The following is a 12,949-nucleotide window of genomic DNA, read 5'->3' as shown; positions in this document are numbered from 1 at the left end:
ACCCCGGTTTCGAAAGAGACCGGGGTTTTTGTTTGTGCGCCCGGCAGCGCACGTGTGTCTATGCGGTGAAAGTCCGCTGTCCGCCCGAACCGGGGAAGGACGAGTGAGTCGTGCAAGTCGAGGGAGGCAACGACCTTGATGAAGGAAGCCGATAACAAAACTCCAGCCTGACGAACAGGAATCGGATGTGAGGCGTGTATCTTGGGAGAGTCGGCAAAGCTCGATTAACCCAAAGCTGTTCCGGAAGGGATGCACGTAGATCCGGCAGGTGGGGAGGGAAGCACATGTGTGATACCTGGGGAGAGCCATCTCGACGCCGCGAGGCTACCGAGGTTCGGGAGGCCGAGGGATGTCGGCATGGAAGTCAGCCGAGGTCGTAGTAGGGCGAAATTCCTTGGCTACACTTCGTGGGGATGACGGGACAACCGCTAGTTCACCCGAAAAGCTTCAAGCGGCTGCAGGACAAGCCTCGCACCGTCTTCTACAGGGCGCGCGGCGGGTCACTCTTTCGAACGATTAGGGTGCTCAATGCGATTCTGCGTGGATGGCGGCAGTACTTCAAGTTGGACACTCGCAAGGGGGGGGCGAAGCGCTCGACATACACATCCGACGCCATCTCCCAAAGTCGGTGTGGATTGCATGGAAGCGACCGAAGACACGTGAACGGGAACCTCGACGTCGCGGCTTGGATAAAGAGCGTGCGTGGAAGTCTGCCAACAACGGACGGGGTGCATGGTGGAACGCTGACGCACTTCACATGCGCGATGCATTTCCAAAGTCTTTCTTCAGACGACAGGGACTCTACAGCCTTCTCGAGATGCGCTGAGTCTCCTTCTATTTCTAACTCAGAAACCGCCGGATGCCGAACGGCACGTCCGAACGCTCAGCACTGAGTGAGCATAGTGGTGTGGGAGGGGAGTGCCTGTGAGGGCGCTCTCTACCCGATTCCCGCGCCCGAGAGGTCGGGCATGACCTGCCGTTCGAATTTTGCTAGAGTACTGCGCATGAGCAACGATCTTTTCGGCGGCGAACTTCTGCCGCCAGACGCCAAATCCAAGCCCGCGTCCCGAAAGGCTTCAACCCAAGAGCCGCAGCCCATGCTGAGGCCGCTGGCCGAACGCATGCGACCGGGAACCCTCGACGAAGTCGTGGGGCAGACTCACTTGCTGGGAGCGGGAGCGCCGCTTCGCACCGCATTCGAACAGCATCGCCCGCATTCGATGATCCTCTGGGGGCCTCCCGGCGTCGGCAAGACCACGCTTGCCCGCCTGATGGCATCGGCATTTGACCTCCCCTTCATCTCGATCTCCGCCGTACTCGGCGGCGTGAAGGAAATCCGTGACGCCGTTGATGCCGCAAAGGAAACGATGCGTCTCACCGGCAGGCCAACTCTTCTTTTTGTGGATGAGGTCCATCGATTCAGCAAGAGCCAGCAGGACGCCTTTCTGCCTCATGTGGAGTCGGGACTCTTCGTCTTTGTCGGCGCGACGACCGAAAATCCCAGCTTTGAGGTGAATTCGGCTCTTCTGAGCCGTTCGACTGTGTATCAGCTTCAGAGTCTCAAGCCCGAGGAGTCCGAAGTCCTTCTTGAGCGTGCGCTTGAGAGAGAGTTTCCGAAGCTCTCGGTGACGGAGGATGCACGCCGTGTCATGATCGAACTGTCCGACGGAGACGCCAGGCGGCTTCTCAATGCGGTCGACGTGTCCTGCACGATGGCTCTCGAGAGGGGAATGACGGAGGTCGATGCGGGATTTCTCAGGAAGACGCTTCCTGCAACTCTGCGCCGCTTCGACAAGGGCGGCGACAACTACTACGATCAGATCAGCGCCATGCACAAGTCCGTGCGTGGATCCGATCCCGATGCAGCGCTTTACTGGATGTGCCGCATGCTCGACGGCGGGTGCGATCCGCGCTACATTGCCCGCCGCGTCGTGCGCATGGCGATCGAGGACATCTCGCTGGCTGATCCGCGCGCGACGCAGCTTGCCGTGGAGGCGGCTGAAATCTACGAGCGACTCGGCTCTCCCGAGGGGGAGCTTGCCATCGCGCAGGCTGTCGTCTATCTTGCCTGCGCACCCAAGAGCAACGCCGTCTACAACGCCTACAACGCAGTGCGGGCCTTCGTGAAGACGGACCGCACGCGTCCCGTCCCCATGTATTTGCGAAACGCGCCTACGAAGCTCATGAAGGAGCTCGGATACCATGAGGGCTATCGCTACGCACATGACGAGCCTGGCGCCTTTGCCGCCGGCGAAATCTACATGCCCGAAGGGCTCGAAGGCATGAAGTGGTACAAACCTGTCGATCGCGGTCTGGAGATCAAGATCGCTGAAAAGCTTGCTCGCCTGGAGTCGCTCAACGAAGAGGCCAGAAAGGCGGGGCGCGGGCGCAGAAGGGGCCAGGGCAGGTAGGTGGTCCTCATGAGCCGCAGTACTGCTGAATTTGCCTTTTCTCCGATAAAAGGAGAAAATTAAAAGATCGACTTCTGATGGCCGGCGTGCTTGCGCCGGCAACTTTAAAGGTAAAAACAATGCTTGACCTGACGATGCTGCGCAAGCAGCTCCCTGAAGTGGTTGCCCGCCTTGCGACGCGCAACTTTGTGTTCCCTGAAAAGGAATTCAACGAACTTGAAGCTGCCCGCAAGACCGTGCAGACCAAGACCGAAGATCTGCAGCAGAAGCGCAACGTGCTCTCCCGTCAGATCGGCATGGCCAAGAAGAACGGTGAGGACGCTTCCGCCCTGATGGCTGAAGCCGCCCAGATTCCCGAAGAACTTACGAAACTTGAGGCCGAACTCGACGACATTCGCACGCGTCTCAACGACATGCTTCTCCGCATTCCTAACCTCCCGCACGAAAGCGTGCCGGTCGGCAAGGATGAGTCTGAAAATGTTGAAGTCCGCCGTTGGGGCACCCCGCGCGAGTTTGACTTTGAAGTCAAGGACCATGTCGACGTCGGCGCTCCGCTCGGCCTCGACTTCGATACGGCCGCCAAGGAGTCCGGCGCCCGCTTCGCCTTCATGCGCGGTCAGATTGCCCGTCTTCATCGCGCCCTCGCCCAGTTCATGCTGGACACGCACACCCGTGAAAACGGCTATGTCGAGTGCTACACGCCGTACATCGTGACGGCTTCCACGATGCAGGGCACCGGCCAGCTACCGAAGTTCGAGGAGGACCTCTTCGCCGCCAAGAAGGGCGGTGCCTTTGGTGAACAGGAACAGATGTATCTCGTGCCGACTGCTGAAGTCACGCTGACGAATCAGGTTGCCGGCATGATGCTCAGCTACAAGGACCTTCCGCTCAAGGTGACGGCCCATACGCCGTGCTTCCGTTCCGAAGCCGGTGCTTACGGCCGCGACACCCGCGGCATGATCCGCCAGCATCAGTTCGACAAGGTGGAAATGGTCCGCATCGTTCGTCCGGAAACCTCCTACGACGATCTCGAGGAAATGACCCACAACGCCGAAGGCATTCTGCAGAAGCTCGGTCTGCCGTACCGTGTCGTCGCGCTCTCCACGGGCGACATGGGCTTCGGTGCCACGAAGACCTATGACCTTGAAGTCTGGATCCCCGCGCAGAACACCTACCGCGAGATTTCGTCCTGCTCCAACTGCGAGGCCTTCCAGGCCCGCCGCATGGGCGCTCGCTTCAAGGATGAAAATGGCAAGACCCAGTACGTCCACACGCTCAACGGTTCCGGCCTCGCCGTCGGCCGCACGCTCGTCGCCGTGCTCGAAAACTACCAGAACGCTGACGGCAGCGTGACGGTTCCCGAAGCGCTTCGTCCGTACATGGGCGGTGTTGAAGTGCTCCGTCCGATCGAAGGCGGCGTTTTCGCCCACTAAGCTGTTCAGGCAGCGACAGCTTCGAATTCGTTCGAATCTGAAGCGGGAGGTTTGACAAAACCTCCCGCTTTCTGTAATATGCAAAACCTGTTCTCCTTATGGGGAATAGCCGGAAGGATGGCAGAGTGGTCGAATGCGCCGGACTCGAAATCCGGTATACGGTTATACCGTATCGTGGGTTCAAATCCCACTCCTTCCGCCAGATGCAAAGTGAACGGAAATCAACTTCCGGTCACGATCCCGATTGAAGCCCCGCACTCGGATCGAGCTGCGGGGCTTTATTTTGGCGCCGCCTTTTTCTACAATGGGCGCTGTTTCAGATACCCTTTCGTCCGTCTCTCATGACTCCGCAGCACATCATTGAAGCAGCGCTACTGAGCTCGCGGCGGCCGATGCCGGTGCGCGAGATCAGGCGTCTCTTCGACGACAGGCTGAGCGCCAAGTCCGTGAAGGAACACCTCGCTGAGCTTCAGGCCTTCTGGGAGGACCGCGGCATGCGCCTCGTGGAGCTCTCCGACGGGTGGCGCTTCCAGACGGCCTCGGAGCTTGGTCCCAGATTCCTGCGCCTTGACGAGGAAAAGCCGCCCCGCTATTCGAGGGCGGCCATGGAGACGCTGGCCATCATCGCCTATCATCAGCCCGTGACCCGCGGCGACATTGAGGAGCTTCGCGGCGTGACCGTCAATCCGGCCACCCTCAGGCTCTTCGAGGAGCGCGGATGGATCGAGACGGTGGGTTATCGGGAGTCGCCGGGCAGGCCGGCGCTTCTTGCCACGACCAGAACTTTTTTAAATGATCTCGGACTCAGAAGCCTTGCAGAACTGCCGGGCCCTGATGCCGAGCCGCTTCCCGACTTCCTGCTGTCGGAAGCCCTGCCGCCTTCGGCGGCAGCCGACGAAGGGCCGATGCCGCTTCAGAAGGAGATTGATTTTGAGAAACAACAGTAATTCTCGCGGCGGTCGCCGTCCGCAGTCCGCCGAACGCAAGCGCACGCCGTTCCGTCGTCCTGGCGAAGGCAATTTGCCTCGCACCCGTCGCGTGCGCGAGGACGCCCCCTTTTCCGAGCGCGCAGGCCTGGCCTCTCCGCGCGAGGCCTTCGGACAGATGGAGTCCGAGGCCGACGGCTACAGGGGCTTTGCGGATCGTCCGATCGCGCTCGACATCATCGACCGCGCCCGCCAGCAGCAGACGCCTGCCGATCTGCCGACCGAAAAGCTTCAGAAGGCGCTCGCCGATGCTGGGCTCGGATCCCGCCGCGACATGGAGGCTCTGATCGCCTCCGGCGTCGTGACCGTCAACGGTCAAACCGCCACCGTGGGTGACCGCGTTACGGCTGCGGACATGATTCGTGTCGAGGGCAGGCTCGTGCGCCGCACGATGGCTGCCTCCTCCACGCCCCGCGTTCTGATGTACCACAAGATGGCCGGCGAAATCGTCTCCCGTGACGACCCTGAAGGCCGTCCCTCCGTCTTTGCGCGTCTTCCCCGCGTCTCGGGCGCCCGCTGGGTGGCCGTGGGCCGTCTTGACTTCAATACCGAGGGCCTTCTTCTCTTCACGACCTCCGGCGCGCTTGCCAACCGCCTTATGCATCCCCGTTACGAGATCGATCGCGAGTATGCCGTTCGAGTCATCGGCGAGCTTGAGGCCGAGCAGATGCTTCAGCTTCAGCAGGGCATTGAGCTTGAGGACGGCATGGCGAAGTTCGACAAGCTCGAGGATCAAGGCGGAACGGGCATGAACCACTGGTACCTCGTGCAGATCCGCGAGGGTCGCAATCGCGAGGTCCGCCGCATGTTCGAAGCTGTCGGCATGACGGTTTCGCGCCTTATCCGCGTTCGCTACGGCGCCGTTTCTCTTCCGAAGACCCTGCCGCGCGGCAAACGCATGGAACTCACGCCTGAAGAGGTTCGCGCCTGGATGCTTGACCTCGATGAGGCCGAGAAGAAAATGGCCGCCGCAGCTCCTGCAAAGGCTGAGGCTAAGAAGGCCGAAAAGGCCGCCGCTCGTGAAAAGGCCCGCGCCCGCGCTCGTGCCGAAAGCGAGGCCGAGGCCCGCGAGGCTCGTCGAGGCACCCGCTTCAAGGAAGGCAAGTCCGACCGCACGGGCGTGCCCATGTGGGAGGCTCGCGACATGAGCGATCGCCCGACGCAGCGCCGCCGAACGGGCGAACGCTCCTGATCGCGAAAGGACCTGAAAAAGCGGCTCCGCGCTTGCGCGGGGACGCTTTTTCACCTACAATCGCGGGTGTTCGTGAAAACCCGAGGCGACCTTCAAGATCGTGTCCGTCCCTGAGCAAACGGGGGAGAGGGCGTTTTCACGGAAAGGTTCAGGCGGCGCAGACCGAGAGAAGGCCGCGCCGTTGCCCTGCCGGAATGAGAATCCCGAGGCCGCGTGTCCAGAAGGACATGCAGAAGGCTGCAGACGGACCGCCGGCGTCAGAGGGTGTCGAATGGGCGTTTGCCCATTTTTTTTTGTTTTTTTCGAGCTTCGGCTGACTTTTGTCCGCTTAAGCTGCAGGGACGAGCCGTTCAGCACGGACGCGCCGTCAGGACGGGCCGGGATGACTCCGGCCGCAATTTAATAGGAAGTTTGATCAATGACCCAATCCGGAGCGCTTAACGAGCTCGTTGAACGTACCGTCGAAGGCATGGGCTATGAGTTCGTCGAACTCGAGCGCCTTGCCAGAGGCCTTGTCCGCGTGACGATCGACACCACCGCCGAAGGCGGCATCTCGCTTGAGGACTGCGAACGCGTGAGCGATCAGCTCACCCACCTCTTCACGGTGGAGGACATTCCCTATGAGCGCCTTGAGGTGTCCTCTCCCGGCGTTGAGCGCCCCTTGAAGCGCGCCCGCGACTGGGATCGCTTCGCCGGCGAACTCGCTCACGTCGAGCTCTTTGCGCCCCTTCACGCCGAAGGCTTCCCTGAGGCCGGCCGCCGCAAGCTCGATGGCCGCATCATCTCCATTGAAGGCGAGTCCGGTGCTGAAACGATCACGTTCGACTTCTTCGAGGTCTTCATCGCCCGCACGCCCACTGCTGCCGTTACGGCGCTCCGCGGCCGCAGGAAGAAGACGGCCGAGGTTCCCCCCGTGCGCGTCACCTTCCCGCTGTCCGATGTCGACAATGCCCATCTTCTTGCTGAATTGAACTTTAAAGGTTGATTTCAATGAACTGTCGTGAAATGCTCCAGCTTGTCGACGTACTCGCAAGCGAAAAGAATGTTGCCAAGGACACCGTCTTCGGCGTGCTCGAGGCCGCGCTTGCCAGCGCCGTCAAGAAGGCTCAGTTCCCCGGTGAGGACGCCGACGTCGTCGTGCATGTCGACCGCGTGACGGGCGAATTCAAGGCCGCCCGCCGCTGGCTCGTCGTTGCCGACGAGGAAGGTCTCCAGGAGCCGGACCGTCAGGAAATGTATTCCGACGTCATCGACGAATATCCGGAAATCCAGCCCGGGGAATTCATCGAGCGCGAGATCGAAGTGATTGACGTCGACACGACGGGCCGCCGCTTCGCTCAGGACGCCAAGCAGGTCATCCTTCAGCGCCTGCGTGACGCCGAACGCGAGCAGATCCTCAAGGAGTTCCTCGATCGCAACGAAAGCATCGTGACTGGCACGATCAAGCGCATCGACAAGGGCGACGCCATCGTTGAAATCGGCCGTCTTGAAGCTCGCCTGCCGCGCAACCAGATGATTCCGCGTGAGAATCTCCGCACGGGTGACCGCGTGCGCGCCTACGTCGACCATGTCGGCGAGTCCAACAAGGGCCAGCAGGTGTTCCTCTCCCGCACGTCCCCCGAATTCATCAAGAAGCTCTTCGAGCTTGAAGTCCCGGAAATCGAGGAAGGCCTCCTCGAGATCAAGTCCGCCGCCCGTGATCCGGGCGTGCGCGCCAAGATCGCCGTCTACGCCCGCGACCGCCGCATCGATCCGATCGGCACCTGCGTAGGCATGCGCGGCTCCCGCGTCAATGCCGTGACGAACGAACTCGGCGGCGAACGCGTCGACATCGTGCCCTGGAACGAGGATCCCGCCCAGTTCGTGGTCGGTGCCCTTGAGCCCGCCAAGGTCCGTTCGATCGTCATGCTCGAAGAGACCCACACGATGGAAGTCGTCGTCGACGAGGACAATCTCGCCATCGCCATCGGCCGCGCCGGCCAGAACGTTCGTCTTGCGTCCGAGCTCACCGGCTGGCAGATCAACATCATGACCGAAGCTGCCGCCGCTCAGAAGCGCGATGAGGAAGTCGCGAAGATCCGCGCCGACTTCATGGACAGCCTCGACATCGACGAGGCCGCCGCCGACGTGCTTATCGGTGAAGGCTTCTCCTCCGTTGAGGAAATCGCTTACGTTCCTGAGAAGGAGCTCTACGCGATCGAGGCCTTCGACCGTGAAACGGTCGACGAGCTTCGCCAGCGCGCCCGCAACAAGCTTCTCGCCGACGCCATCACCCGTGAAGAGAATCTGCGCAAGGCCGACGAGCCGTTGCTGAGCCTTGAGGGCATGGACAACGATCTCGCCAGCCAGCTTGTGGGCCACGGCGTCAAGACGCTTGACGATCTTGGCGAACTCGCCACGGACGATCTCGTTGAAATGACGGGCATCGACGAAGAGCGCGCGAGCAGCCTCATCATGAAGGCCCGCGAGCACTGGTTCGAATAATCAGGCGCAAGGCGAAGGGAGCGCGACCGCGAATGGCGGAGACCGCGCTCCGGACGAATCAGGATTTGTCCCCAAAGAAATGGTCTTCCGCCGCGAATGAATAATCGCCGTGTCGTCTGCGCGCGAACGTCCTTCGGGACGCAGGTGTACAGACGCAGGCACGGCAGATGCGTTCGGTCCGGGAAAGTCCCGCAGCGTCCCAGAGGACGCAGGGCATTCAGGCTGAAGGCATCAAGGAGAAAGGAATTTATGGCCAGCAAAACGGTAAGCGAATTCGCACAGGAACTCAAGGTGGCCGCCAAGACGCTTCTGGCTCAACTTCGAGCCGCGGGCGTCAACAAGGCGAGCGAAACGGATGAATTGAGCGAGACCGACAAGACGCGCCTGCTCGACAGCCTGCGCGTCGAGCGCACGCAATCGGCTCAGCGCAAGATCACCGTCACGCGCAAGGAACAGAGCGTCGTCAAGCAGCAGGACGGCTCCGGCCGCTCCCGTGCGATTCCGGTCGAAGTGCGACGCAAGCGCGTCTTCGTGAAGAATCCGCAGGTGCTCGCCGAGGAGGCTGCTCGCGCTGAAGCCGAAGCCGCTCAGGCCCGCCGCGCCGCCGAGGAAAAGGCCGCCGCCGAAGCCTGCGCCCGTGCGGAGGCTGAGGAGCGCGCCCGTGCTGAAGAGGCCCGCCGCGCCGAGGAAGCCCGCATCCGCGAGGAAGAGGAGCGCCGCGCCGCCCAGGAACGTGCCGAAGCCGCACGCCGTGAAGCTGAAGAAGCCCGTGCTCGTGAGGAAGCTTTGAAGAAGGAACAGGAAAAGGACGAGGCCGCCCTCAAGGCCGCCCGTCGCGAGGCCGAAAAGGCCAAGCTTGATGCTGAAGTGGCCGCCGCCACTGCCAAGCGCATGGAGGCCGAGGCCGCCGAACGCCGTCGCCGCGAGGAAGCTCGCCGCAAGGCCGAGGAGGAGGCCCGCAGCATCCGCGCCATGATGAACCGCAAGAACGGAGTTCTCACCGCCAAGAAGGTCAAGCCCGCTGAAAAGCCCGCCGAAGCCCCGAAGGCCGCTGAGCAGAAGCCTGCCGCCAAGGATGACAAGGCCAAGAAGACCGCTCGTCCGCAGCGTCCGGCCGCCGAGCCGCAGCAGAATGCCGGTGATGGCCGCAAGGGCCACCCGTCCGACCGCAAGAAGGGCGGCAAGGGCGGCTCCGACCGCTTCGGTGATGAGGGTCAGCATCGCCGCACGATCAAGACGCGCGGTGAGGACGATTCCGGGCAGACCGGCTGGCGCACGGCCCGCGGCCGTCGCAGCCAGGACCGCAACCGTCATGCCGAACCCGTTCAGCAGGTTCAGGAACAGGTGGTGCGTGAAGTTCAGGTGCCTGAGACGATCAGCGTTGCGGACCTTGCCTACAAGATGGCCGTCAAGGCCACCGAAGTGATCAAGACCCTCATGAAGATGGGGCAGATGGTCACGATCAACCAGATGCTCGATCAGGACACGGCGATGCTCATCGTCGAGGAAATGGGCCACAAGGCCGTCGCCGCCAAGCCGGACGATCCCGAAGCCATCCTCGGTGAACTGCAGAACGTCGAATATCCCGCTCTGCCGCGTCCGCCTGTCGTCACGATCATGGGCCACGTTGACCACGGCAAGACCTCGCTGCTCGACTACATTCGTCGTGCCAAGGTTGCGGCCGGTGAAGCCGGCGGCATTACGCAGCACATTGGTGCCTACCATGTGAAGACGCCGCGCGGCATCGTCACCTTCCTCGACACCCCGGGCCATGAAGCCTTTACGGCCATGCGCGCCCGTGGCGCTCAGGCCACCGACGTCGTCATTCTGGTGGTTGCCGCCGACGACGGCGTGATGCCCCAGACGAAGGAGGCCATTGCGCACTCCCGTGCCGCTGGCGTTCCGCTCGTTGTCGCCATCAACAAGATCGACAAGCCCGAGGCCAATCCTGAGCGCGTAAAGCAGGAGCTCGTTGCCAACGACGTCATGCCTGAAGAGTGGGGCGGCGACGTGCCGTTCTGCCCCGTGTCCGCCAAGACGGGCGCAGGTGTTGACGAACTTCTTGAAAACGTGCTGCTTCAGGCCGAAATGCTCGAGCTCAAGGCTCCGGTCGAAGGTCCCGCCCACGGCATCGTGATCGAATCCCGCCTCGACAAGGGCCGCGGCCCCGTCGCGTCCATTCTGGTTCAGGGTGGTACGCTGCATCGCGGCGACATCGTGCTCGTCGGCCAGGAATTCGGCCGCGTGCGCGCCATGATCAACGAACTCGGCAAGGCCCAGCAGGCCGCCGGTCCGTCCATCCCTGTCGAAATTCAGGGCCTTTCCGGCGTTCCTGCCGCGGGTGACGAGGTCATCGTTCTCAACGACGAGCGCAAGGCCCGTGAAATCTCGCTCTTCCGTCAGGGCAAGTACCGCGATCAGAAACTCGCCAAACAGCATGCGACGAACCTCGCCAACCTCTTCTCCGGTGCGAACGAGGGCGAAGTCAAGACGCTGCCGCTCATCATCAAGGCCGACGTCCAGGGCTCTCAGGAGGCGCTCATCCATGCGCTTACGAAGCTCTCCACGGACGAAGTCCGCGTTCAGGTCGTTCATGCCGCCGTCGGCGGCATCAGCGAGTCCGACGTGAATCTCGCCGCTGCGTCGTCCGCCGTGATCATCGGCTTCAACGTCCGCGCCGACGCTCAGGCGCGCAAGGTTGCCGAGACCGAAGGCATCGACATCCGCTACTACAACATCATCTACGACGCCGTGGATGACGTTAAGGCCGCTCTGGGCGGCATGCTCTCTCCCGAACGCCGCGAAACGTCTCTCGGCCTTCTCGAGATCCGCCAGATCATCCGCGTGCCGAAGGTCGGCAACATCGCCGGCTGCCGCGTGCTCGAAGGCGTGGTTCGCCGCAATGCGTCGGTCCGACTGCTTCGCGACAACGTGGTCATCTGGACGGGCGAGCTCGCCTCCCTCAAGCACTTCAAGGACGACGTCCGCGAAGTTCAGGCCGGTCAGGAATGCGGCCTGTCGCTCAAGGGCTACGACGACATCCGTGAGCTCGACCAGCTTGAGATCTTCGAGGTGACCGAAGTCGCCCGCACGCTTTAAGAGGATCGTTCCAACATCAGGGGAGGACATGCCTTCGGGCTGTCCTCCCGTCATTGACTTTATGCAAGGGGGGCAACCTTCATGAAACCGAAGAAACCCGGCCGTTCCCTCCGAGTGGCCGACCAGATCGCCCGCGATCTCGCCGTGCTCATCCCGAAGGAGGTCCGCGATCCCCGCGTCGGCCTCGTTACGGTGACGGGCTGCGAGATTACGCCCGACTATGCGCATGCCAAGGTCTTCTTTACGGTGATCGGGAGCGATCCCGCCGTCTGTGAGGAAGGTCTCAATGCCGCAGCGGGCATGCTTCGCAACCATCTCTTTCGCAAGCTGACGATCCATACTGTGCCGACGCTTCACTTCGCGCACGACGACAGCGTGAACCGCGGCTTCGAAATGGACGCCCTCATCCGCAAGGCCATGAGCGAAACGCGTCCCGAGGAGAACTGACTTGGCCAGGCGTGGAGATCCGATTGACGGCGTCATGCTCCTTGACAAGCCGCTCGGCATGAGTTCGAACGCTGCGCTCCAGACGGTGCGCAGGCTTGTCAACGCGCAGAAGGCTGGCCATACGGGCACTCTCGATCCGATGGCCACGGGGCTTCTGCCGCTTTGCTTCGGCAACGCAACGAAGTTTTCCGCCGACCTGCTGCACGCCGAAAAGGGCTATGTCGCCCGCGTGAAGCTCGGCGAGGTCTCGTCCACGGGCGATGCCGAGGGCGAGATCGTCGAGCGTCATCCCGTCGACGTGACGGCCGAGGCGCTCGAAGAGGCCGTCGCCGCCTTTCTGGGTGAGATCGTTCAGATTCCGCCCATGTACTCAGCCCTCAAGGTCAACGGCAAGTGCCTTTATCAGCTCGCCCGTCAGGGTGAGACGGTTGAACGTGCTCCGCGCACGGTCACCGTGCGCGAGATCGCGGCCTCCGATTTTGACGGCACGTCCTTCACACTCACGTGTCTCGTTTCCAAGGGTACGTACATTCGCGTGCTTGCCGAGGACATCGGGCGCAGGCTTGGGTGCGGCGCTCATCTGACGGCTCTTCGCCGCACGCGCGTCGGCGACCTTTCTATCGACGACGCCGTGACGGTTGAGACGCTTGAAGAATGCGGCTCTCCCGAAGAGGCCCGCCGTCTTCTCAAGGGGGCCGACTCTCTTCTGCAGACCTTTGAAGCCGTGACGCTTGACGAAATGCAGACGGCACGCTTCATGACGGGACAGCGCCTTGCCCTCGGGCTTACAATGCGGGGGCGCGTCCGCGTATACGGACCGAACAACATGCTGCTCGGGACGGCCCGCGCAAACGAGCGCGGCGTCCTTGAGCCTGAAAGACTCATCGCACATTAAAT

General features: G+C 62.1%; 10 protein-coding genes and 1 tRNA gene. All 11 read left to right on the top strand.

The features are described 5' to 3' along the window. Positions 1-413: 413 nt before the first annotated feature. Positions 414-893 carry a group II intron maturase-specific domain-containing protein gene (locus HMPREF3036_RS11495; protein ID WP_231853571.1) on the top strand — a complete coding sequence of 160 codons (480 nt, stop codon included), beginning with the start codon at positions 414-416 and terminating at the stop codon, positions 891-893. A 204-nt stretch (positions 894-1,097) separates the two neighbouring features. Then, positions 1,098-2,411 (top strand): replication-associated recombination protein A, encoded by a 1,314-nt coding sequence (locus HMPREF3036_RS04450; RefSeq protein WP_231289370.1) that lies wholly within the window; start codon positions 1,098-1,100, stop codon positions 2,409-2,411. Positions 2,412-2,530: 119 nt separating this feature from the next. Continuing rightward, a complete protein-coding gene (serS, locus tag HMPREF3036_RS04445) occupies positions 2,531-3,844 on the top strand; it encodes a serine--tRNA ligase (RefSeq protein WP_038007178.1) in 1,314 nt (437 codons plus the stop codon). 111 nt (positions 3,845-3,955) lie between these two features. After that, positions 3,956-4,046 (top strand) — tRNA-Ser (locus tag HMPREF3036_RS04440). A gap of 139 nt (positions 4,047-4,185) precedes the next feature. After that, positions 4,186-4,791 carry an SMC-Scp complex subunit ScpB gene (locus HMPREF3036_RS04435; RefSeq protein WP_051009049.1) on the top strand — a complete coding sequence of 202 codons (606 nt, stop codon included), beginning with the start codon at positions 4,186-4,188 and terminating at the stop codon, positions 4,789-4,791. Further along, a complete protein-coding gene (gene rluB / locus HMPREF3036_RS12565) occupies positions 4,775-6,022 on the top strand; it encodes a 23S rRNA pseudouridine(2605) synthase RluB (RefSeq protein ID WP_062331882.1) in 1,248 nt (415 codons plus the stop codon). Before HMPREF3036_RS04435 ends, rluB begins: the two co-directional genes overlap by 17 nt. Positions 6,023-6,440: 418 nt before the next feature. Further along, positions 6,441-7,007 carry a ribosome maturation factor RimP gene (gene rimP, locus HMPREF3036_RS04425; RefSeq protein WP_005435580.1) on the top strand — a complete coding sequence of 189 codons (567 nt, stop codon included), beginning with the start codon at positions 6,441-6,443 and terminating at the stop codon, positions 7,005-7,007. Positions 7,008-7,012: 5 nt separating this feature from the next. Next, positions 7,013-8,506, top strand: coding sequence for a transcription termination factor NusA (gene nusA / locus HMPREF3036_RS04420; protein WP_062331878.1), 1,494 nt, complete (start codon positions 7,013-7,015; stop codon positions 8,504-8,506). Positions 8,507-8,755: 249 nt separating this feature from the next. Then, positions 8,756-11,605 (top strand): translation initiation factor IF-2, encoded by a 2,850-nt coding sequence (gene infB, locus HMPREF3036_RS04415; RefSeq protein WP_005435582.1) that lies wholly within the window; start codon positions 8,756-8,758, stop codon positions 11,603-11,605. 81 nt (positions 11,606-11,686) lie between these two features. Further along, entirely contained in the window at positions 11,687-12,052 is a 366-nt protein-coding gene (gene rbfA, locus HMPREF3036_RS04410; protein ID WP_005435583.1) for a 30S ribosome-binding factor RbfA, read from the top strand. Position 12,053: 1 nt separating this feature from the next. Further along, positions 12,054-12,947, top strand: a complete 894-nt coding sequence (gene truB, locus HMPREF3036_RS04405; protein WP_005435584.1) for a tRNA pseudouridine(55) synthase TruB — start codon at positions 12,054-12,056, stop codon at positions 12,945-12,947. Positions 12,948-12,949 lie beyond the last annotated feature (2 nt).

This window comes from Sutterella sp. KLE1602 (genome assembly GCF_001578585.1).
Lineage (GTDB): Bacteria > Pseudomonadota > Gammaproteobacteria > Burkholderiales > Burkholderiaceae_F > Sutterella > Sutterella wadsworthensis_A.
Note: the sequence above shows the minus strand (reverse complement) of the source record. Positions and strands in the feature narration are given on the sequence as shown.